At 62.0% G+C, this 21832-nt stretch carries 17 protein-coding genes; 3 read left to right on the top strand and 14 right to left on the bottom strand.

The window, feature by feature from the left end; all coding sequences use genetic code 11:
- Nucleotides 1-64 precede the first annotated feature (64 nt).
- The 7 genes from hrpB to ACFWXH_RS16700 all read right to left on the bottom strand — a co-directional run bounded on the left by hrpB (nt 65) and on the right by ACFWXH_RS16700 (nt 8681).
- Nucleotides 65-2524, bottom strand: a complete 2460-nt coding sequence (gene hrpB, locus ACFWXH_RS16730) for an ATP-dependent helicase HrpB (protein ID WP_379122058.1) — start codon at nt 2522-2524, stop codon at nt 65-67.
- 88 nt (nt 2525-2612) lie between these two features.
- The gene (locus tag ACFWXH_RS16725) at nt 2613-3440 is read right to left on the bottom strand and encodes a dipeptide ABC transporter ATP-binding protein (RefSeq protein ID WP_379122056.1); all 828 of its coding nucleotides are present in this window, start codon (nt 3438-3440) and stop codon (nt 2613-2615) included.
- Nucleotides 3437-4288: an ABC transporter ATP-binding protein gene (locus ACFWXH_RS16720; RefSeq protein ID WP_379122054.1), complete on the bottom strand. Its 852-nt coding sequence runs from the start codon at nt 4286-4288 to the stop codon at nt 3437-3439. Before ACFWXH_RS16720 ends, ACFWXH_RS16725 begins: the two co-directional genes overlap by 4 nt.
- 1 nt (nt 4289) lies before the next feature.
- Nucleotides 4290-5207, bottom strand: a complete 918-nt coding sequence (locus tag ACFWXH_RS16715; protein ID WP_379122052.1) for an ABC transporter permease subunit — start codon at nt 5205-5207, stop codon at nt 4290-4292.
- A gap of 1 nt (nt 5208) precedes the next feature.
- Nucleotides 5209-6216, bottom strand: coding sequence for an ABC transporter permease subunit (locus ACFWXH_RS16710; protein ID WP_054311870.1), 1008 nt, complete (start codon nt 6214-6216; stop codon nt 5209-5211).
- A 65-nt stretch (nt 6217-6281) separates the two neighbouring features.
- Nucleotides 6282-7874, bottom strand: a complete 1593-nt coding sequence (locus ACFWXH_RS16705; protein ID WP_054311869.1) for an ABC transporter substrate-binding protein — start codon at nt 7872-7874, stop codon at nt 6282-6284.
- A gap of 378 nt (nt 7875-8252) precedes the next feature.
- Nucleotides 8253-8681, bottom strand: coding sequence for a hypothetical protein (locus tag ACFWXH_RS16700; RefSeq protein ID WP_379122049.1), 429 nt, complete (start codon nt 8679-8681; stop codon nt 8253-8255).
- A gap of 253 nt (nt 8682-8934) precedes the next feature.
- Here ACFWXH_RS16700 and ACFWXH_RS16695 point away from each other — a divergent pair, with 253 nt between their 5' ends.
- Nucleotides 8935-10638, top strand: coding sequence for a long-chain fatty acid--CoA ligase (locus ACFWXH_RS16695; RefSeq protein WP_379122241.1), 1704 nt, complete (start codon nt 8935-8937; stop codon nt 10636-10638).
- A gap of 169 nt (nt 10639-10807) precedes the next feature.
- Entirely contained in the window at nt 10808-11152 is a 345-nt protein-coding gene (locus tag ACFWXH_RS16690) for a hypothetical protein (RefSeq protein WP_054311867.1), read from the top strand.
- Between the two features lie 60 nt (nt 11153-11212).
- Here the strand turns inward: ACFWXH_RS16690 and ACFWXH_RS16685 are convergent, their stop codons facing one another.
- From ACFWXH_RS16685 to ACFWXH_RS16655, 7 genes are all read right to left on the bottom strand, one after another.
- The gene (locus ACFWXH_RS16685; RefSeq protein WP_054311967.1) at nt 11213-12154 is read right to left on the bottom strand and encodes a glyoxylate/hydroxypyruvate reductase A; all 942 of its coding nucleotides are present in this window, start codon (nt 12152-12154) and stop codon (nt 11213-11215) included.
- 142 nt (nt 12155-12296) lie between these two features.
- Nucleotides 12297-13928 carry an ABC transporter ATP-binding protein gene (locus ACFWXH_RS16680; RefSeq protein ID WP_379122046.1) on the bottom strand — a complete coding sequence of 544 codons (1632 nt, stop codon included), beginning with the start codon at nt 13926-13928 and terminating at the stop codon, nt 12297-12299.
- Nucleotides 13925-15070: an ABC transporter permease gene (locus tag ACFWXH_RS16675; protein WP_054311865.1), complete on the bottom strand. Its 1146-nt coding sequence runs from the start codon at nt 15068-15070 to the stop codon at nt 13925-13927. Before ACFWXH_RS16675 ends, ACFWXH_RS16680 begins: the two co-directional genes overlap by 4 nt.
- Nucleotides 15070-16173 carry a microcin C ABC transporter permease YejB gene (locus ACFWXH_RS16670; protein WP_379122044.1) on the bottom strand — a complete coding sequence of 368 codons (1104 nt, stop codon included), beginning with the start codon at nt 16171-16173 and terminating at the stop codon, nt 15070-15072. Before ACFWXH_RS16670 ends, ACFWXH_RS16675 begins: the two co-directional genes overlap by 1 nt.
- Before the next feature lie 177 nt (nt 16174-16350).
- Nucleotides 16351-18216: an extracellular solute-binding protein gene (locus tag ACFWXH_RS16665; protein ID WP_379122042.1), complete on the bottom strand. Its 1866-nt coding sequence runs from the start codon at nt 18214-18216 to the stop codon at nt 16351-16353.
- Complete coding sequence (locus ACFWXH_RS16660; RefSeq protein WP_379122040.1) at nt 18216-20102, bottom strand: extracellular solute-binding protein; 1887 nt, start codon at nt 20100-20102, stop codon at nt 18216-18218. Before ACFWXH_RS16660 ends, ACFWXH_RS16665 begins: the two co-directional genes overlap by 1 nt.
- 153 nt (nt 20103-20255) lie before the next feature.
- Nucleotides 20256-20906 (bottom strand): c-type cytochrome, encoded by a 651-nt coding sequence (locus ACFWXH_RS16655; protein WP_379122038.1) that lies wholly within the window; start codon nt 20904-20906, stop codon nt 20256-20258.
- A 188-nt stretch (nt 20907-21094) separates the two neighbouring features.
- Between ACFWXH_RS16655 and ACFWXH_RS16650 the strand changes: the two genes are divergently transcribed.
- Complete coding sequence (locus ACFWXH_RS16650) at nt 21095-21823, top strand: 3-deoxy-manno-octulosonate cytidylyltransferase (protein WP_379122036.1); 729 nt, start codon at nt 21095-21097, stop codon at nt 21821-21823.
- The last annotated feature ends 9 nt before the right edge of the window (nt 21824-21832 follow it).

Raw genomic sequence — 21832 nt, 5'->3', positions numbered from 1 at the left:
GCGCCAACAACGAAAGAGAGCGGAATGAATTCGCTCTGGCGCGACGGCATGGGTCGCGCCAGTTTCAGGTGCCGCGCGGCTTGGCGCGGCTGGTGGCCGCCGCTTCGAGCGGGTTCTCCGGCCACACATGTTTGGGATAGCGGCCACGCATGTCGGAACGTACATCGGCCCATGAACCACGCCAGAAGCCAGGCAGGTCGCGCGTCATCTGGATCGGCCGATGCGCGGGGGACAAAAGTTCCAGGGTCAGCGGCACGGTGCCATTGGCGATTGAAGGGTGGCGATCGAGACCGAACAGCTCCTGCACGCGAATGGAAAGAACCGGCGCTTCCCCGTCATAACGGATCGGCACGTGGCTGCCGGACGGCGCTCCGAAATGGGTCGGGGCGAGCGCGTCGATCTTGCGCTGAAGATCATGCGGCACCATTGCGGTCAGGCCACTCGTCAATGCGCCGCCGGAAACGGCGTTGAGCGAAGCCTCGCCGGTGAGGAACGGTGCCAGCCAATCGTCGAGCCGTCCGATCAACGCTTCGTCGTTCATGTCGGGCCACGGCGCGCCAAGACCGCGATGCAGCCAGGCGAGACGGTTGCGCAGGCTTTCCGTTTCCTTGCTCCATGGCAGCAAGGCCAGGCCATGTTCGCGTACCGCTTCGATGATGGCGTTGTCGGCATCCGCTCCCTTTGGAGCAGGCAGCATCCGCTCGGCCAGCACGATGGCGCCGAGGCGTACCGTTTCCCGCACGCGCACTGAGCGCTTCTCGCGATCGAAACTGGCTTCGCGACGGGTTTCGATGCGGTCGGAAAGGGCTTCGCGTATTTCCGCTTCGGTCACGGTGGCTGCCGCGGTGATGCGGGCGTTCTGTGCCTTGCCCTGAAGGTCGGCGACGACGAGGAACGTCTCGCCGGCAAGCGGGTCGGCAGCATCCAGCATGGCGCCGGAACCGTTGGCGAGTACGAAGCGGCCCCGTTCGCCACGCGCCTTGGCGACACGATCGGGCCAGGCGTTGAGAAGAAGTGCGCCTGGAGTGCCGGTTTCGGGCGCGGCGGAAGAAACGGTGCGCGCCAGCCGCTCGGCCAATTGCCGCGCCGCATTGGCGCGCGGCGAACGGTCCGAGGCAAAACGCATCAGACGTCGCTCCAGATCGGCACTGTCGCCACCGAGCCCGCGTTCGGTCAGCAGAACTGCGAGCCGCGCGGCATGCTGCACATGGCCATGGTTGGCGGCCTCGGCAACCATATGGGCGAGCCGCACCGGCAGCGCGAGCTTGCGCATGGCGGAACCGGCTTCAGTCAATCTCCCGGCCTCATCGATGGCATGCAGTGCCTTGAGCAGGACACGTGCTTCGGCCAGCGCCGGCGCTGGCGGTGTATCCAGAAAGGCGAGGCTGGCCGGATCGGCAACACCGAAAGCGGCGCAATCCAGCATCAGGCCGGAAAGATCGGCTTCGAGGATCTCTGGCGGAGTGAAGGCCGGCAGGGCCGCGGTCTGTTCGGCGCGCCACAGCCGGATGGCGACACCCGGTTGTGTTCGCCCCGCCCGCCCCGCGCGCTGATCGGCGGAAGCGCGCGAGGCCCGTACCGTCTCCAGCCGGGTCAGGCCGCTGGCCGGTTCATATTTCGGCAGCCGCGACAGACCGGAATCGATGACGACGCGCACGCCGTCGATGGTGATCGAGGTTTCGGCGATCGCGGTTGCCAGCACCACCTTGCGCCGGCCCGCTTGTGCCGGCCGGATGGCCGTATCCTGCGCCTTGCCGTCGAGCTGGCCATAGAGCGGCACGATATCGGTGTCCATGCCGACGCGGCCTTCCAACTGCGCTGCCGTGCGTTCGATCTCGCGCTGACCGGGCAGGAAGGCGAGCACGCTGCCGGATTCTTCGGCAAGGGCATTCCGCACTGCCTTGGCCGCCGCGTCTTCGATGGGCAGGCCGGCGGGGCGCTCGTCATAGCGGATTTCGACGGGAAAGCTGCGGCCTTCGCTTTCGATGACCGGCGCGCCGGACAAAAGTTTCGCCACGCGTGCGCCGTCGAGGGTCGCCGACATCACAAGAAGGCGCAGATCCGGCCGCAGCGCGCCTTGCACATCGAGCGCGAGCGCCAGGCCGAAATCGCCGTCCAGCGAACGTTCGTGGAATTCGTCGAAGATCACCGCCGAGATACCCGGCAGTTCCGGATCATCGAGGATCATGCGCGCCAGCACGCCTTCGGTAACGACGAGAATGCGTGTCTTGGCCGAGGTGCGGTTCTCCATGCGCATGGCGTACCCCACCGTACCGCCCGGCTCCTCGCCGAGCAGGGCAGCCATGCGCCTTGCCGCCGCCCGGGCGGCGAGCCGGCGCGGCTCCAGCAAAACGATCTTGCCGGACGCGAGCCAGGAGGCGTCGAGCAAAGCAAGCGGCACCAAAGTCGTCTTGCCTGCTCCGGGCGGCGCAACCAGCACGGCGCTGCTGCCGGCATCGAGTGCGCTGGTCAGTGCGGGCAGTACAGCGGTAACGGGCAGTTCGGGCAGGCGCGGCGTGCTCATCGGGCAAACGCCCGGGCTCGCCGGTAGCGGGCGCGCATTTCAGCACGGGATCCCGAAAAATTGCAGACGGGAGACATGGAAGGCGGCCTCAGGCCGCCTTCTTGCGGGCAAGCCTCGCCTTGATACTGTCGACGTCGGCGCGCGGCGTCGCGGCAAACAGCGTCTTGGTGTAGCTGTGCTGCGGGTTGGCGAAGACCTCGTCGCGAGAGCCGTATTCGACGGCTTCGCCGAAATACATAACCATCACGTCGTCGGCGATGTAGCGCACCACCGACAGGTCATGGCTGATGAAGACGTAGGTCAGCTGGAACTCGTCCTGGAGGTCGGCAAGCAGATTGAGCACCTGCGCCTGCACCGAAAGGTCGAGCGCGGAGACCGGTTCGTCCAGCACCAGCAGGCTCGGGTTCAGCATCAGCGCGCGCGCAATGGCGATACGCTGCCGCTGGCCGCCGGAGAACATGTGCGGATAGCGGTTGTAATGTTCCACTCCCAGGCCGACCTTCTTCAGCATCGCCATTGCGCGGTCGCGTCGTTCGGAGGCCGGAACGTCGGTGTTGATCACCAATGGCTCGCCCAGTATGTCGCCGATCTTCTGGCGCGGATTGAGCGAACCATAGGGGTTCTGGAACACGATCTGCACCTTGCGGCGCATCTCTTTGGTGAGACCATCCTTGGCGATGTCGACCTTCTTGCCGTCGATGAACAACTCGCCGGCGCTCGGTGCGTCGATCAGCGTGATGATGCGCGCCAGGGTGGATTTGCCGCAGCCGGATTCACCCACGATGGCCAGCGTCTTGCCCTTCTCGACCGAGAAGGAAACGCCTTTCACCGCATGCACCGTGCGCGCCGGCCGGAACATGCCGCCGCCGACATGGTAGTCGCGCTTGATGTTTTTTCCTTCGACGACGACGGTCATGACGCGGCTCCCGAAACTGCGGGCTCGAACAGCATGTCTGAGACGGTCGGCAGCCGGTCGCCGGTGGCGTTGTCCGGCAATGCCGCAAGCAGCGCGCGGGTATAGTTGCTCTTCGGATTCTCGAACAGCGACAGCACGTCTGCTTCTTCCATCTTCGTGCCCTTGTACTGCACGACGACGCGATCGGCCGTTTCGGCGACCACGCCCATATTGTGGGTGATCATGATGAGGCCCATGCCATGCTCGGCCTGCAGCTTCATCAGAAGATCGAGGATCTGCTTCTGGATCGTCACGTCGAGCGCAGTGGTGGGCTCGTCGGCGATCAGGAGCTTCGGGTTGCAGGCAATGGCCATGGCTATCATGACGCGCTGGCACTGGCCACCCGACATCTGGTGAGGAAAGGAGTTGAGCCGCTCCGCCGGTTCGGGAATGCCGACCAGTGTAAGCAGTTCGATGGCGCGTGCGCGGCGCTGGGCCTTGTCCATGCCCATATGCACGCGCAGCACTTCCTCGATCTGATAGCCCACCGCGAAACACGGATTGAGACTGGCGATCGGCTCCTGGAAGATCATCGAGATCTCCTTGCCGATGATCTTGCGCCGTTCTGCCGGATCGAGGGCCAGAAGGTCCTTGCCGTTGAAGCTCATGCGGTCGGCCTTCACCGTTGCCGAGGACGGCAACAGACCCATCACCGCCAGCATCGACACCGACTTGCCGGAGCCGGATTCACCGACGATCGCCAGCACCTCGCGCGCTTCGATCGACAGGTCGATGCCTTTCACCGCCATGAACGGTCCGCTCGACGTGTCGAACGAGACCGTCAGGTTCTTGATCTCTAGCAATGCCATGTCACGACCTCTTCAGCTTGGGGTCGAGCGCATCGCGCAGACCGTCGCCGATCAGGTTGATGGCGAGCACGGTGATCAGGATAGCGAGACCGGGGAAGGTGACGACCCACGGCGCGCGCAGGATGAACTCACGCGCGGAGGCGAGCATCGTGCCCCATTCCGGGGTCGGCGGCTGGGCGCCCATGCCGAGGAAACCGAGCGCGGCAGCCTCGAGGATGGCGTTTGAGAACGACATCGTCGCCTGCACGATCAGCGGCGCCACGCAATTCGGCAGGATCGTCACCAGCATCATTCTCAAATGGCTGGCGCCGGCGACCTTGGCCGAGACGACATATTCGCGGTTCTTCTCAGCCATCACCGCGGCGCGGGTCAGGCGCGCGAAGTGTGGCTGCAACACCAGTGCGATCGCGAGCATCGCGTTGAAGAGGCCGGGCCCGAGGATCGCCACGAGCACAAGCGCGAGCAGCAAGGACGGGAAGGCCAGGATGATGTCCATGATACGCATGATCAGCGCGTCGACCCAGCCACGGAAGTAACCGGCCAGCACGCCGAGCACGATACCCGAGGACAGCGCGAAGACGACGACGATAAAGCCGATGAACAGCGAATAGCGTGCGCCGAAGATCAGGCGCGAAAGGATATCGCGGCCGACGGCATCGGTTCCCAGGATAAACGTCGACTTGCCGCCTTCCTGCCAGGCCGGAGGGGTGAGCAGGGCGTCGCGGAACTGTTCGTCGGGCAGATGCGGCGCGACCAGCGGCGCGAATATGGCCACCAGGACAAGGAGGATGAACACCACCAGGCCGATGACGGCGCCGGTGTTCATGGAATAGTAGTGCCAGAATTCGGCGAACGCGCGCTGCTTGGGGCCGGACGGCACCGTGGCGGCGGTGGTTTCGCCTGCTGTTTGATCGGTCATGTCACTGCACCCGGATACGTGGGTTGATGACGGCATAGAGCACGTCGACGACGAGGTTCACGGCCATGACGATGAGGGCGATGATGAGCAGCCCGCTCTGCACGACCGCATAGTCGCGCTTGCCGATGGCGTCGATCATCCACTTGCCGATACCCGGCCAGGAGAAGATCGTCTCGGTCAGGATGGCGCCGGCCATCAGCGTACCGACCTGCAGGCCGATTGTGGTGATGACCGGGATGAGCGCGTTGCGGAACGCGTGCAGGCCGATGACACGGCGTGGCGACAGGCCTTTGGCACGTGCGGTGCGCACATAGTCTTCGCCCAGCACCTCGAGCATTGCCGAGCGTGTTTGTCGTGCGATGACCGCGAGCGGAATGGTAGCCAGCACGATCGACGGCAGGATGAGATGACTGACCGCGGACCAGAAGGCGCCGGGGCGGCCGGAGATCAAACTGTCGATCAGCATGAAGCCGGTGACGGGCTTGAAGAAGAATTGCAGGCCGATGCGGCCAGAAACCGGTGTCCAGCCGAGATAGCCGGAGAAAAAGATGATGAGCAGCAGGCCCCACCAGAAGATCGGCATCGAATAGCCGGTCAGCGCTACGCCCATCGTGGCCTGGTCGAACCAGGAGCCGCGCTTGACGGCGGCGAAGATGCCGGCGGGAATGCCGATGAGGATGGCGATGATCATGGCGACGAGGGCAAGTTCGAGCGTCGCCGGGAACAGCGTCATGAATTCACCGAAAACCGGCCGTTTGGTGGAGAGCGAGATACCGAAATCGCCACCGAGAACGCGGCTGATGTATTCATAGTACTGGACGATGTAGGGCCGGTTGAAACCGAACCGTTCGATCAGTTCGGCATAGCGTTCGGGGCTCACGCCGCGCTCGCCAGCCATAGCGAGGATCGGGTCACCTGGCAGCAGGCGCACAAATGCGAAGGCCGCCAGCGAGATGCCGAAGATGGTTGGCACAATCAGTGCCAGCTTGTGGAGTAGATAGCGGAACATGGGCCTTAATAAAACGGCGGCGCCGAAAGTCCAGCGCCGCCGTTCCCTATTTCGCGTTGAAAGGCTTACTCGGTAACGTCAACACCGTCGAAACGGTGAATACCGAGCGGATCCATGGCAAAGCCGACGACTTTCTTGTTCATCGGCATAAACACCTTGGAGTGAGCGATCGTCAGCCATGGGGCCTCACGCTTGAACACCTCCTGGGCCTTCTCATAGATCTCGGTGCGCTTGGCGACGTCCGTGGTGGCCTTGCCCGCCTGGAGCAGGTCCTCGAACTCCTTGTTGCACCAGATCGCGTAGTTGGACTGGCCGATGGCCGAGCAACCGAGCAGGAACAGGAAGTTGTCCGGATCGCCGTTGTCGCCGGTCCAGCCGAGCTGGAAGGCGCCGTCACGATCCTTGGCCTTGCCGCGTTCGCGGTATTCGGTCCACTCGTAGGAGACGATCTCGGCCTTGACGCCAACCTTGGCGTAGTCGGCCTGGATCATCTCTGCAACGCGCTGCGCGCCCGGATTGTATGGACGCGACACCGGCATGGCCCAGATCTTCATGGACAGGTCCTTGACGCCCGCGTCGGCCAGCATCTTCTTGGCCGCTTCAGGATCGTATGGATCATCCTTGATGTTCTTGTTGTAGGACCACATCGTCGGCGGGATCGGATTGACGGCCACCTGACCGGCGCCCTGATAGACCGCGTCGATGATCGCCTGCTTGTTGACGGCCATGTTGAGGGCCTTGCGGACCTCGACCTTGTCGAACGGCGCGACGGTCGTGTTGTAAGCCATGTAGCCGACGTTCAGGCCTTCCTGCTCGGCGACGTTGAGGTTGGTATCAGCCTGCAGGCCGGCGATGTCAGCCGGTGCCGGATAGGACATGATATCGCATTCGCCGGCCTTGAGCTTCTGCGCACGCACGGCTGCATCCGGCGTGATGGCGAAGATCAGGTCGTCGATCTTCTGGCGGCCGCCGAAGTAGCCGTCCCAGGCCTGGTAGCGGATGACCGCGTCAACCTGGTAGTCGACGAACTGGTAGGGGCCGGTACCGACAGGCTTCTGCGAGAACTGCGCCAGCGTGCCGGCCTTCTCGAGCTGGTCGGCATATTCCTTCGACACGATCGAGGAGAAGTCCATGCCAAGGTCCGGCAGGAATGCGACTTCCGGCTTGTTCAGCACGAACTTGACGGTGTTGTCGTCAACCACGACGATTTCCTTGAGCAGCTCCGGGAAGCCCATGCCCGTGAAGTATTCCCAGCCGGTGCCGGCCAGGTAGCTGTACCACGGGCTGTCCTTCTTCCACTGACGCTCGAAGGAGAACTTGACGTCCTCGGCGTTGAGGTCGCGGGTCGGGGTGAACCAGTCGGTCGTCTGGAACTTCACGCCCTTGCGCAGCTTGAAGGTATATTCCTTGCCGTCATCGGAAACGGTCCAGCTTTCGGCGAGGCCGGGCGAGATGGTGGTCTTGCCGTGATCGAATTCGACCAGTCTGGAATAGATGGTACGCGATGAAGCGTCGAAGTCGTTGCCGCCGCTCCAAGGCGACGGGTCGAAACCTGCTGGCGACGCTTCCGAGCAGTAAACCAACTGCTTGGCGTTCGCCATCCCACCCATGACGGTTGCGGCCAGCAGCGCGGCCGCAAAAGTCAGTTTCGTTTTCATTGAGCACTCCCTGGTGTTCTGCCAAGCCCCTCTATAGGCTCGCGAAGGGCGCATATAAGCACCGTTTTTGCGGCATTGGAACACCCTCTCTGTCCCTGGTCCTGTTATGGAAATAATATTCTAGCAAGCGCCAAGGGCCTGATAATATTATTGCTTCAAGCGTCCATCACGGGAATATGAACGCCCGTATCTTTCCTTGAAGCGCAAAATCCTCCTACGGCAATTTCATGCAAAAAAGGACGCGCCCAGTGGCTTGTTAGCGACCTGCTGCAGATTCCCGTCAAGGTGCCGTTGGGGCAAGACTTGCACGGGAGCAAATAGTCGCAATACATAGTCGGCAGCAGGGTTTTCAGCGCGAACAGCGCCAGTCGTGGCACGTCAGCCCCCGCCCAAGAGGGGTCGAGCCGGCCCGTAATCGTCGAGGGAGGAACAGGTGGCGAAGGCAACGAAGACAACAGGCTCGGTGAAGGCTGCAGGCAAGGCAAAGGCGCCTGCCGAAACGAAGACGCCGGCCACGGCAAAGACTGTGAAGGCGGCCACGGCAAAACCTGCGGCGACAAAGCCAGTCAAAGCCGGCGCAAAGACACCGACAAGCGGCAAAGGGGTTAAACCGGCAGCTGCTGCCAAGGCAACGCCGACGGCCACTGTAAAGCCAGCCGCTTCTTCGAAGAAGGCAGTGACGCCCAAGGCGACCGACAAATCCAGGACGGCAAAGCCGACTGCAACTGCTGCGGCGAAAACCGCGGCCGCTCCGGCTGCAAAGACAACCAAACCAAACGCAGGGACGGCGAAATCAGCTGCGGCCATAGTAGGCGCCGCTGCCAAGGCGCCAGCCAAGACCAGCGAGGCCAAGCCGGCCAAAACTCCAAAGACGGCAGCTGCCAGACCTGCGGAAGCCAAAGCAGCGAAACCGAAGTCCGAAGTGGTGAAGGCGGCTGTCAAACCCGCAGCGGCGGCGAAATCGGCTGCCGTCAAGACAACCGCTGCCACCAAGTCTTCAGCCAAGGCGAGCAAGGCGGCGACAGCGCCGGCTTCAGACGCCAAGCCCGCGGGCAAGAGCCTGCCCCGGGCAATCGCGTCGCTCGCCGCCGGCCAGCCGACGAAGCCGTGGCTGGCCAGCTACGCAAGTGTCGTTCCGGCCAAGATCTCTGGCCTGCCAGCGGAGTCGATCGGCGATCTCCTGGTCACGGCCTGCAAGCAGTTCGCGTCGCATCCAGCCTACACCTGCATGGGCAAGACCATGACCTATGCGGAGCTGGAGCGGCATTCGACGGCGTTCGCGGCCTATCTGCAGTCGAAGGGGCTGGCGAAGGGGGCGCGGGTCGCCATCATGATGCCGAATGTGCTGCAATATCCGGTCGTTATGATGGCGGTCCTCAGGGCCGGCTACACCGTGGTGAACGTCAATCCCCTTTATACGCCGCGCGAACTCGAGCATCAGCTCAAGGATTCCGGCGCCGAAGCGATCATCATCCTGGAGAATTTCGCCACCACGCTGCAGGCAATCATTGCCCGCACGCAGGTCAAGCATGTCGTCGTCGCTTCCATGGGCGACATGTTGGGCGGCCTGAAGGGCATGATCGTCAACCTGGTCGTCCGCAAGGTGAAGAAGCTGGTGCCGGAATGGTCGCTGCCCGGCCATGTGAAATTTCCTACCGCCCTCAGGGAAGGTGCGGGCAAGGCCTTCAAGCCGGTGGCGGTGTCGCGCAACGACATCGCCTTCCTGCAATATACCGGGGGTACCACTGGCATCTCGAAGGGCGCTACCCTGCTGCACAGCAACGTGCTCGCCAATGTCGAACAGAACCGTCTGTGGCAGGAGACCGCCTTCATCAAGCGGGCTCGGCCGGATCGCCTGATCTTCGTGTGCGCGCTGCCGCTCTATCATATCTATGCGCTGACGGTGAATGCGCTGATGGGCATGCAGCAGGGCGCGCAGAACATCCTGATCCCGAACCCGCGCGATATTCCCGGCTTCGTGAAGGAGCTGCAGAAATATCCGGTCAACGTCTTCCCTGGGCTCAACACGCTGTTCAACGCGCTGCTCAACAACGAGGACTTCCGCAAGCTCGACTTCAAACCGCTGCTTCTGGTCTTTGCCGGCGGCATGGCCGCGCAGCGGCCGGTTGCCGAGCGCTGGAAGCAGCTCACGGGTGTCAATATTTCGGAAGGCTACGGGTTGTCGGAGACGTCACCGGTGGCGACGGCGAACCGTTTCGACGCCGATGAATTCACCGGCACCATCGGCCTGCCGATCCCGTCGACCGAGATCTCCATCCGCGACGAGGACGGCAATGCCGTGCCGCTGGGCGAGGTGGGTGAAATCTGCATCAAGGGTCCGCAGGTCATGGCCGGTTACTGGAACCGGCCCGACGAGACCGCCAAGGTGATGACGGATGATGGCTACTTCAAATCCGGCGACATGGGCTTCATGGACGACAAGGGCTACACCAAGATCGTCGACCGCAAGAAGGACATGATCCTGGTTTCCGGCTTCAACGTCTATCCCAACGAACTGGAGGAAGTCGTTGCCCAGCATCCAGGCGTGCTGGAGGTGGCGGCGATTGGCATTCCGGACGAGCGATCCGGCGAGATACCGAAGCTCTTCGTCGTCAAGAAGGATCCGAACCTCACCGCCGAGGCGCTGCTGGAATATTGCAAGCAGAACCTCACAGGCTACAAGCGGCCGAGATACATCGAATTCCGAACGGAACTGCCGAAGACCAATGTCGGCAAGATCCTGAGACGCGAATTGCGCGGATAGGGTTGCCGGCATCGGACCTCCTGTGCGGCAGGTCCGGTATCCAGAATCCTCGGCTACCGCATCGGGCTTGTCGAAATCGATTCCGATTTTCGGGCCAACGCGCAACCACGGTTGCGGCTGCGGCAGCAGCCGTGCGAAATTGCCCTGCCCGACCGATGGAGATTCGCCGATGGCGCCGAGATCGTCCGCTTGTCTGTTCCTGCTGTTGCTGGCTGGCTGCGCCGGCGATGCCTCGCTGGTATCGCGTCAGGATGCGGCTGTGCAGACATCGCTCCAGTACGACAAGGTCGAGTGCAAGAGGCTGATTTCCCAGCGCAACGCAGTCGCGAGCGCCGGCGGCGTCGCCACCGATGCCAAGCCGGTGTTTGCCGAAACGCCACTTGGGCTCGGTCCGGTTCTGCCGGACATCCGCTCGACGAAAAAGCAGTCGGCCGATCAGGCCGCGGGCCAGGTCGACGCCATGAACCGTTCGCTGATCAGGCGCCAATGCATTCCCAAGCCAGCGGAAAGCTGATCGCAGGGTTGCGAGCGCGATAGCAATTCCAGCAAAAGTGGGTAGCGGTTTTGCGTCCGCTCAATAACCCGCGGCGCGATCGACCGTATTCTGCAGCGGTTCGCCTCGCTCAAGGGCTGACATTTGCGCCAGCATGATCGGAACGAGGTGGTTGGGGTCGGATGTCGCGGCGGCGTGCGGCGTCACATACACTTTCGGATGGCTCCATAGCGGACTGGTCTTGGGCAGGGGCTCGACCTCGAACACGTCCAGGCTCGCCTCTTTCAGAACGCCCTCGTCCAGCGCGCGCGCAATGTCGTCGTCCTTTTGCAGTCGGCCACGACCGGCATTGATGAGCACGGCGCCGCCCAACCCGTTCCTGCGCCGCAGCTCCTTGATGAGCCCGTAGTTGATGATGCCTTGCGTGGTGGGCGTCAGCGGCAACAGCACCACCAGAATGTCAGTGGCGTTGAGGAAGGGGATCAGACCGTTGTCGCCGGCATAGGTGGTGACCCCCTCCATCGGTCGCGCGGTGCGCGACCAGCCGTTGACGCAGAAGCCCAGGGACAGAAGCACCGAAGCCGCGGCCCTGCCAAGCGTGCCCAATCCCATGATGCCGACGGAAATATCGCTGGCGGGCCGCTGCTGCGGCTCGTGCCAGATCTTCTTCTGCTGCTGGTGGCGATAGAGCGCGCCTTGGCGGTGATGATCGAGCACGCGCCACACCACATATTCGGTCATGTATTGGGTGAGGTTGTCGGCCACCACCTTGACGATCGGCACGTCGGGCAGGCCCGGATCGTTGAAGATATGGTCGACCCCGGCGCCGATCGAAAAGATGGCGCGCAGGTTCGGCAGTTTGGAAAGCAGGTTGGGCTTGTGCTTCCAGACCACCGCATAGGCGATCGAGGGGTCAGCCGCACCAGCGGGTTCGGTAACCACTTCGCGTTCGGCCGAAAGCAGTTCGTGCCAGCGCTGCGGATGGAATCCGGTGACCGACAGCAGGACGCGGCCTTTTTCCAGAACTGGCATTCTTCTTTCTTCTCCCCAGAAGCTACTCTGCCGCTAGAGCGTTTCCGTTTTTCATGGAAACGCGGAACGCTCTAGCTCTTTATTTTACGCAATTCCGGACGGAAAACCGTTACACACTTTTCCTGGAATTGCGCTATTCGTTGACCGCGCCGAGCGGCGCGGTCTCGATGCGGAATGCAGCCGAGATCAAGGCTCGAGTATACTCCGTCTGCGGCCGCTCGAAAATTTGTTCGGATGGTCCAGCCTCGACCACCTTGCCGTTGCGCATGACGATGACATCGTTGGCGAGCGCGCGGATCACCTTGAGGTCGTGGCTTATGAAAAGATAGGCCAGATTGTGCTTGGCCTGCAGGTTGCGCAGCAGATCCACCACTTGTGCCTGCACGCTCATGTCGAGCGCCGAGGTCGGCTCGTCCAGCATGACGAAACGCGGCTTCAGCACCATGGCGCGTGCAATCGCCACGCGCTGACGCTGGCCGCCGGAGAATTCGTGCGGGTAGCGGAAACGCGTCGAAGGATCGAGCCCGACCTCGTTCAGGACATCGACGACGCGCTGGTCGCGGTCGTCAGCGCTGAGTTTCGGCTCGTGGATCTTCAGCCCTTCCTCGATGATCTCGGTGATCGACATGCGTGGGCTGAGCGAGCCGAACGGATCCTGGAAGACGATCTGCAATTCGCTGCGCAGCGGCCGCATGGCGCTGAAGGAAAGCTTGTTGATGTCGCGGCCGTCGAACTGGATCGCGCCTGTCGACGAGATCATACGCGAAAGCGCCAAACCCAGAGTGGTCTTGCCGGAGCCGGATTCGCCGACGACGCCGAGCGTCTGACCGGCGCGCACGGTCACGTCGATGCCGTCCACGGCTTTCACGTGATCGACGACACGGCGGAAGAAGCCCTGCTTGATCGGGAACCAGACCTTGATGTCGTCGCCGCGCATCACCGCCTTGGCATTCTCGTCGGCCGCCGGTGGCCGGCCCTTCGGCTCGGCGGCGAGCAGATGGCGCGTATAGGCATGTTGCGGATTGGCAAAGATTTCCTTGGTCGGGCCGGTTTCGACGATCTTGCCCTTGGTCATCACGCAGACCCGGTCGGCGATCTTGCGCACGATGCCGAGGTCATGCGTGATGAACAGCATCGACATGCCGTTCTTCTCCTTGAGCTTGGCCAGCAGCTCCAGGATCTGCGCCTGCACCGTTACGTCGAGTGCCGTGGTTGGCTCATCGGCGATCAGAAGCTCAGGCTCGTTGGCCAGCGCCATGGCGATCATGACGCGCTGGCGTTGGCCGCCGGAAAGCTGATGTGGGTAGGCATCGAGCCGCTTTTCCGGTTCCCGGATACCGACTTCGTTGAGCAGTTCCACGGTGCGCTTGCGTGCCTGCGCTTCGCCCAAGCCCCTGTGCAGCTTCAGGATTTCGCCGATCTGCCGCTCGATGGTGTGCAGCGGGTTCAGCGATGTCATCGGCTCCTGGAAGATCATGGTGATCTTGTTGCCGCGCACGCCGCGCAGTTGTCGCTCGTCCAGCTTGAGCAGATCCTGGCCGCCGAACAGGACCTGGCCCGACGGGTGGCTTGCCGGCGGATACGGCAGAAGCTTCAGCACCGAAAGCGCCGAGACCGACTTGCCGGAGCCGGATTCGCCGACCAGCGCCACCGTTTCGCCCTTGGCGATGTCGAAGGAGATGTGGTCGACGGCGGTCGAGATCTTGCCGCCTTGCAGGAAGGCGACGGAAAGATCGCGGACGGAGAGAAGGGGGGTCTCGCTCACTTGAACGTCTTCCTCGGGTCGAAGGCGTCGCGGGTGGCTTCACCGATGAAGATCAGCAGCGACAACATCAGCGAGATCACGACGAAGCCGGACAGGCCGAGCCAGGGTGCGTTGAGGTTGCGCTGTCCCTGCTTCAGCAATTCGCCGAGCGATGCCGAACCGGGCGGCAGGCCGAAGCCGAGGAAGTCGAGCGAAGTCAGCGTCGAGATCGAACCGTTCAGGATGAAGGGCAGGAAGGTCAGCGTCGCCACCATGGCGTTGGGCAGCAGATGGCGGAAGATGATCGTGGCGTTCGGCACACCAAGCGCACGCGCCGCGTTGACATATTCGAAGTTGCGGGCGCGCAGGAACTCCGCACGCACGACGCCGACAAAGGCGACCCAGGAAAACAGCAACATCAGCCCGAGCAGGATGAAGAAGCCCGGCGGCAGCACGGCGGCCACGATGAGCAGCAGGTAAAGCACCGGTATCGCCGACCAGATTTCGATGAAACGCTGGAACAACAAGTCCACCCAGCCGCCGAAATAGCCCTGGATGGCACCGGCGGAAACGCCGATCAGCGCCGAGCCCAATGTCAATATCAGGCCAAACAACACCGAGATGCGAAAGCCGTAGATCACGCGCGCCAGCACGTCGCGCGCCTGGTCGTCCGTACCCAGCCAGTTCCAGTTTCCGACGATGCAATCAGGATCAGCCGCCTTCTGCGGATACTGCCCGCAGCGTTTCTCGGCATCGTACATCCAGGATGGTTTGGATGGAGCCGCTTCCGGCACCGCGTTGTTGACGGTGCGGTATGAGTAGCGGACCGGCGGCCAGATCATCCAGCCATTGGCGTTGATCTCGTCGCGGATCACCGGATCGCGATAGTCGGTTACCGCGTAGAAGCCGCCGAATTTCTCTTCCGGATAGGCGACGAGAACCGGGAACAGGATTTCGCCCTTGTAGGAGGCGATGATCGGCTTGTCGTTGGCGATCAGTTCCGAAAACAACGACAGCACGAACAGCACGAGGAAGATCCACAATGACCAGTAGCCGCGGCGATTGGCCTTGAAATTGGCCCAGCGGCGCTGGTTGAGCGGTGAGACCTTCGGTCGACCGATCGGCGCCGTATCGGCCACTGGATTGGCTGCGACATCCGCCATCACACGTCTCTCCGCTCGAAGTCGATGCGCGGATCGATCCAGGTGTAGGTGAGGTCGGAGATCAGGCTGACGAAGAGGCCGATCAGGGACATGATGTAGAGATTGGCGAAGACGACGGGATAGTCACGGTCGACGATCGATTTGAAACCGAGCAGACCGAGACCGTCGAGAGAGAAGATATTCTCGATCAGCAGCGAGCCGGAGAAGAAGGCGGAGATGAACGCGCCGGGGAAACCGGCGATGACGATCAACATCGCGTTGCGGAAGACGTGACCGTAAAGCACCTGTCGTTCGGACAGGCCCTTGGCGCGCGCGGTCACCACATATTGCTTGCGGATCTCTTCCAGGAAGGAGTTCTTCGTCAGCAGCGTCGAGGTGGCGAAGGCCGCCAGAACCATCGCCGTCAGCGGCAGGGTGAGGTGCCAGAAATAATCGAGAATGCGCTGAGGCCAGGACAGCTGATCCCAGTTGTCGGAGGTCAGGCCGCGTAGGGGAAACCAGTCCCAGAACGAGCCGCCGGCGAACAGGATCATCAAGAGGATACCGAAGAGGAAGCCTGGGATGGCATAGCCGACAATGACGACGGCGCTGGTCCATGTATCGAAGGAAGAGCCGTCCTTGACCGCCTTGCGGATGCCGAGTGGGATCGAGATCAGGTAGGAAAGCAGCGTGATCCACAGGCCGATCGAAATCGAAACCGGCATCTTTTCCAGGATCAGGTTCACCACCGAAATGTCGCGGAAATAGCTGTCGCCGAAGTCGAAGCGTGCATAGTTCCACAACATCAGTCCGAAGCGCTCGAGTGGCGGCTTGTCGAAACCGAACTGCTTCTCCAGCTTGGCGATGAATTCGGGGTCGAGGCCCTGCGCGCCGCGGTATTTGGAGCTGACGTTGCCGGCGGGGTCGAAATTGCTGCCGCCGAGATCGCCGCCGCCACCGCCTCCAAGGCGATCTGCGGCGCTGCCACCCTGGTTGGTCAGCTTGGCGATGACCTGCTCGACCGGCCCCCCGGGAGCGAACTGCACCACAACGAAGGAAATCGCCATGATGCCGAACAGCGTCGGGATCATCAAAAGCAACCGACGAAGGATATAGGCGCCCATCAGTTTCTCCCTTCTCCCCGTTCACGGGGAGAAGGTGCCTCCCAGGATCTTGCCGTAGGCAAGCCCGAGGACAGACTCCGGGCGGATGAGAGGCAGCACTCGATGTTGCCGAGCTTGTGCTGCCCCTTACCTGCCTGCCGGCATCCCCTCCCCGTAAACAGGGAGAGGAAAGCTACGTCACCCTTTGCCAATCTTTGCCGCCTTGTCCTTGTCGAACCACCACAGCGACTCGATCGGGAAGGCATAATCCGGCTTCGGCTCCTTGAAGCCGAACATGTCCCAGAACGCGACCCAGTGATTCGCTTTGTGATAGTTTGGAATCCAGTCGTGCCGCGCGCGCAAGACCCGGTCGAGCGCGCGCATGGCTGTAATCAGGCTTTGCCGGTCCTTGGCTGCGCCGACGGCGTCGACCAGCGCATCGACGCCTGGATCGGCAATGCCGGGATAGTTGCGGGTTCCCGGCATGGCCGCGCTGCGCGAATGGAAGAATTGCTCCATCTCGTCCTGCGTCGGCGACGGCGAAAACAAAGTTGCCGCGATGACGAGGTCGAAATCATAGTCCGACAGCCGGCGCTGATATTGCGGGGTGTCGACGATGCGGGACGTGGCGTCGATGCCGACGGCGCGCATGTTTTCGATGAAAGGCGAAAACCTCTGCGAAAGCACCTCCTCATCGCTCAGCATCTCCAGCGTTAGCTTTTCACCCTTGTCGTTCTGGACAAAGGATCCGCTGCGTTTCCAGCCGGCCTCCGCAAGCAGCTTCGATGCCTTGCCGAGCATCTTGCGATCGCGGCCCGAGCCATCGGAAACCGGCTGCAGGACGGCTTCGCCAAAGGCCGCCTCGGGGATCTTGCCGCGCAACGGCTCCAGCAATGCGAGTTCTTCAGCGCTGGGCTTGCCTTCCGCGCGATAGTCGGAAAGTTCGAACATGGACTGCGAGCGGTCGTAGAGATCGTAGAAGAAGTTGCGTCGCGCCCATTCGAAATCGAAGCAGAGCCCCACAGCCTCCCGCACCCTGATGTCGCTCAAGGGTGCACGGCGATGATTGAGTGCCATCGCCTGCATGAGCGGCCGCTTCTCGGCCGCGAATTCATGTTTGATGACCTTGCCTTCCCGTATCGACGGAAAATCGTAGTCGATCGCCCAACTGCGCGAGACGGATTCCTCCCGATAGAAGGTGTCGCCTTTCTTCAAGGCCTCGAAGGCGGCCCGGCGATCAAGGTAGAAATCGATGCGGATGCGGTCGAAATTGTTCTGGCCGCGATTGACGTTGAGATCGCGCGCCCAATAGTCGGCAACACGCTCATATTCAATGGTCTGGCCAGGCGCCACACGCCCGACTTTGTAGGCACCTGAACCAAGCAAAGGTCGCATGCCCCCCTTGAAGCCGTTGGCTTCGATATCGGCCTTGGACAGGATCGGGAATCCGACCACCGACAGGATGAGCCGTTCGCTCTGCTTGCCGTCGAAAACGAGCCTCAACGTCTGCTTGTCATCGGCAATCGCATCGGCAAGGCGCGCCAGGGGAATGGAAAAATCCGGGGCGCCTTCGCTTTTTAAAAGCTTGTAGGTGAAGGCGGCATCCTCGGCGGTCAGCGGCGAGCCGTCATGAAATCGCGCCTCCGGCCTCAGCTTGAAGGTGAAGCTGTTGCGGTCGGGCGCGATCGATACCGTTTCCGCGACCAACCCATACATCGAATCGGGCTCATCCAGCGCCGACGCCATCAGCGCTTCGAAGCACATGTCCATGCGTGGCGGCGAGTCGCCCTTGAGAATGAACGAATTCAGCGTGTTGAAGGTCTGTGGGTTCTGGTTGAACACCCAGCTGAAAGGCGCGAAATTGAAGGTTCCGCCCTTCGGCGCGTCCGGGTTCACATAGTCGAAGTTTTTGAAACCGGCAGGGTATTTCAGGTCACCGAAGGCAGACAGTCCGTGCAGCGGTGTTTCCGTCGGACTGCCGGCAAAGACCTGGCCAGGCAAAAGAGCAACCGCTGCCGTTGCGGCTCCAAGAGCCAGCACATCGCGGCGGGACGGACCTGCCATCAATTGAGGCCCTTGTACTTGGCGGCCAGGGCTTTCTCCTTCTCGATATCGATCCACCAGGAATCGATGTCCGGCCCGATATAGGACGGCTGCTTGTCCGGAATGCCGAACTTGTTCCAGTAGGCCAGCCGCACGTCCGGCCGCGTGAATTGCGGCACCGCGTAGAAACTCCACAACAACACGCGGTCGAGCGCGCGGGTGGCGGCAATGAGATCGTCCCGGTCGGTGGCGAAGATGACGCGGTCGACCAGCGCGTCGACGACAGGATCCTTGATGCCGGCATAGTTGCGGGAACCGGACGAATCGGCCGCCTTGGACGACCAGAAATCGCGCTGTTCGTTGCCTGGCGAATCAGACTGCGGCAACACTTGCGTGGTCATGTCGTAATCGAAACTGTTGACGCGATTGACGTACTGGCTGCTGTCGACGAAGCGCAGCGCGGCGACGATACCGATCTTGCGCAGCATGGTGACATAGGGATTGAGCGTCGCCTCGGCACCCTGCCGGAAATCGAGGATTTCGAAGGCAAAGGGCTGGCCGGTCTTGGCGTTGACCATCTTGCCATCCTTGATCACCCACCCGGCCTGCTTGAACAGATCGACTGCCGATTTCAGGATTTTGCGTTCCGCCTGGGGATTGTCGAAGGCGGGAATCTTGAATTCCTCGGTAAAGAGCTCCGGCGGCAGCTTGTCCTTGTATTGGTTGAGGATTTCGAGCTCCTTGCCTTGCGGCAGGCCACTCGAGGCAAGATCTTTGCCCATGAAATAGCTGGTGATCCGCGTATTCAGGCCGAAGGATTGGGTACGGTTGATCGTGTCGAAATCGTAGAGGTAAGACAGCGCCTGGCGCACGAGCCGGTCCTGGAACAGCGGCCGGCGGGTGTTGATGATGAAGCCCTGGAAATTGGCAAGTGCCGCCGCCGGAAACTGCTTTTTGATGACGTCGCCGGCTTTCAAGGCCGGGAAGTCGTATTTCGTCATCCAGTTGCGGCCGCTGTTTTCGACATTGATGTCTTCAAGGCCGCCCTTGGTGAAGGCGAGCCATGCGGCGCTGTCGTCGAGGAAATAGACGTAGCGTTTGGTGTCGAAGTTCTCGCGGCCGATCTTCACCGGCAGCTTGGCGCCCCAGTAGTCGGGCACGCGTTCCCAGATGATTTCAGAGCCCGGCTTGAAGCTTTTCACCTTGTAGGCAGCCGAGCCCAGCGGGATTTCCAGCGTCGGCTTGGTTATGTCGCGTTTATTGCCTTTGGCGTCCGTGCCTTCCCACCAATGCTTGGGCAATACGACCATGTCGCCCATGATCTTCGGCAGTTCGCGATTGCCCTTCTGGTCGAAGCGGAATTCCACCTCCCGGTCGCCAACCGCCACCGCCTCGGTGACGTTCGCGAAATAGCGGTTGTACATCGGGCTGTTGGTTTTCAGCACGTTGAACGACCAGATCACGTCATCGACGGTGATCGGCTTGCCGTCGTGCCATTTCGCCCGAGGGTCGAGGCGATAGGTGGCAGACGAATAGTCGGCTGGATATTTGTAGGCTTCGGCAACCAGCGGGTGGCTGATATTGCCGCCTTCGTCGATCGACTGTTCCATCAGCGTTTCGTAGAGCAGGCCGCCCCCGAACGGAGCGAAACCGGCAGCCGGCGAGCCTTGTACGATGTAAGGATTGAAGCTGTCGTAGGAGCCCACAACAGTCGAATTCAGCGTGCCGCCCTTCGGCGCGTCCGGATTGACATAGTCGTAGCGCTGGAAGTTCTCGCCGTATTTCGATTCGCCGAGCAGCGAAGAGGTGGTACGCCATTCATCGGCCATTGCCGCCTGGATACCGATGGCAAGGGCGGCGCCTGCCGCCAGGAACTTCAAGGGCATCCCGAGCCGGAAACGCTGCATTCCTGATCCTTCTGCCTGTTGCTGGCCTGTTCGAGCCGGCATCTTAGCTTATTCGCGGCCTGCGAAAACCGGCTGAAGCCGCCTTATTTGGCCGCGCAATAAAAAAGCCGGGTCAAACCCGGCTTTTTCGTGGTCGTTAGAACGATAAGACCGTCAGTTCGCGCCTTCAGCAGGCTTGGCGTCCGCCGGTTTGGCGTCTGCTGGCTTCGCGTCTGCTGGCGCGGCGGCAGGAGTGGCCTCGGGCGCAGCACCGGCTTCCGGCAGCGGCGCCGGGCTGTCGGACAGCGTACGCAGGTAAGCGAGCAGGTTGCCGCGGTCCTCATCCTTGGGCAGGCCGGCGAAACCCATGGCCGTGCCCTTCACGAAGCCCTTCGGCGAAGTCAGGAAGTGGTTAAGGTTCTCGAAGGTCCACTTCGTCTCGCCGCCCTTCGCGAAATCCTTCATGCCGCCCGAATAGGCAAAGCCCTCGTGATGCGCGACCGGACGATTGACGATATCCCACAGATCGGGGCCGATCTTGTTGGGACCGCCCTTCTCGCCGCTATGGCAGGCCTGGCACTTCTTGAAAACGGTGGCGCCGGCTTCTGCCTTGCCTGCAGCCAGAAGATCTGCAACCGGCGTTGCGGCCTTGGCTTCCTTGCCGCCACCAGCACCGGCCTCCGGTTCAGCCGCTTCGATCGTGAAGCCGGGCTTCTCGGGCTTGGGCGAGGCGAACAGCGAGTCGGATACGATACCGACCGAAAAAACCACGAACACGGTTCCGAGCAGGCCGGCCAGTACCTTGTTGACTTCGTTGGAATCCATAAACCCCAGCTCCCTTTTCCGGCAGACCGTTCCGTCCTTCCGGCTGTCGGTATCGAGACCCTCCCCGTCGAGGGGGCCAAATCGGGCGGAAACTAGGTCTTTTGCTATTCGGTTGCAACACTTATAAGGGCGCTTCCAGTGAGACCTTTTGCCACTTTCCGCCCTGCCCGTTCAGTTCCGCTTCATCCATGTCCACATTGATCCTGATTCCCGCCCGCATGGCTTCCACCCGGTTGCCCGGCAAGCCGCTGGCCGATATCGCCGGCAAGCCGATGATCGTGCATGTGGCCGCCCGCGCCGCGGAGGCCGACCTCGGCCGCGTAGCGGTGGCGACCGACACCGAGGCGGTGGCGGAAGCGGTGCGCGCGCATGGTTTCGATGCGGTGATGACCCGCGCCGACCACCAGTCCGGCTCCGACCGCATTTTCGAGGCGCTCGGGACATTCGATCCAAAAGGCGAGATCGAGACGATCGTCAACGTCCAGGGCGACCTCCCGACCATCGAACCGGCCATCATCCGTGCGGCGCTGAAGCCGTTCGAGAATAGCACCGTCGACATCGCGACACTCGGCGTCGAGATCGTGCGCCAGGAAGAAAAGACCAATCCGAACGTGGTCAAGATCGTCGGCTCACCGCTGTCCGAAACGCGGTTGAGGGCGCTCTATTTCACGCGCGCCACCGCCCCCTGGGGCGAAGGCCCGCTTTACCATCACGTCGGGCTCTATGCCTATCGCCGCACCGCGCTCGAACGGTTCGTTGCGCTGAAACAATCGGTGCTGGAGCGGCGTGAAAGCCTCGAACAATTGCGTGCGCTGGAAGCCGGCATGCGCATCGACGCCGAGATCGTGCGCTCGGTTCCGCTCGGCGTCGACACGCCCGAGGACCTCGAGCGGGCGCGCGAAATCCTATCTCACTGACGAAGGCTT

It is taken from the genome of Mesorhizobium sp. NPDC059054, assembly GCF_042739215.1.
Taxonomy (GTDB): Bacteria; Pseudomonadota; Alphaproteobacteria; order Rhizobiales; family Rhizobiaceae; genus Mesorhizobium.
This window is presented reverse-complemented; position numbering and strand designations above follow the sequence as displayed.

Bases quoted from the DNA above. Each gene is read 5' to 3' on its own strand.
- hrpB (WP_379122058.1), bottom strand. From the start codon at position 2,524: ATGAGCACGCCGCGCCTGCCCGAACTGCCCGTTACCGCTGTACTGCCC.
- ACFWXH_RS16725 (WP_379122056.1), bottom strand. From the start codon at position 3,440: ATGACCGTCGTCGTCGAAGGAAAAAACATCAAGCGCGACTACCATGTC.
- ACFWXH_RS16720 (WP_379122054.1), bottom strand. From the start codon at position 4,288: ATGGCATTGCTAGAGATCAAGAACCTGACGGTCTCGTTCGACACGTCG.
- ACFWXH_RS16715 (WP_379122052.1), bottom strand. From the start codon at position 5,207: ATGACCGATCAAACAGCAGGCGAAACCACCGCCGCCACGGTGCCGTCC.
- ACFWXH_RS16710 (WP_054311870.1), bottom strand. From the start codon at position 6,216: ATGTTCCGCTATCTACTCCACAAGCTGGCACTGATTGTGCCAACCATC.
- ACFWXH_RS16705 (WP_054311869.1), bottom strand. From the start codon at position 7,874: ATGAAAACGAAACTGACTTTTGCGGCCGCGCTGCTGGCCGCAACCGTC.
- ACFWXH_RS16700 (WP_379122049.1), bottom strand. From the start codon at position 8,681: ATGGCCGCAGCTGATTTCGCCGTCCCTGCGTTTGGTTTGGTTGTCTTT.
- ACFWXH_RS16690 (WP_054311867.1), top strand. From the start codon at position 10,808: ATGGCGCCGAGATCGTCCGCTTGTCTGTTCCTGCTGTTGCTGGCTGGC.
- ACFWXH_RS16675 (WP_054311865.1), bottom strand. From the start codon at position 15,070: ATGGCGGATGTCGCAGCCAATCCAGTGGCCGATACGGCGCCGATCGGT.
- ACFWXH_RS16670 (WP_379122044.1), bottom strand. From the start codon at position 16,173: ATGGGCGCCTATATCCTTCGTCGGTTGCTTTTGATGATCCCGACGCTG.
- ACFWXH_RS16665 (WP_379122042.1), bottom strand. From the start codon at position 18,216: ATGGCAGGTCCGTCCCGCCGCGATGTGCTGGCTCTTGGAGCCGCAACG.
- ACFWXH_RS16660 (WP_379122040.1), bottom strand. From the start codon at position 20,102: ATGCAGCGTTTCCGGCTCGGGATGCCCTTGAAGTTCCTGGCGGCAGGC.
- ACFWXH_RS16655 (WP_379122038.1), bottom strand. From the start codon at position 20,906: ATGGATTCCAACGAAGTCAACAAGGTACTGGCCGGCCTGCTCGGAACC.
- ACFWXH_RS16650 (WP_379122036.1), top strand. From the start codon at position 21,095: ATGTCCACATTGATCCTGATTCCCGCCCGCATGGCTTCCACCCGGTTG.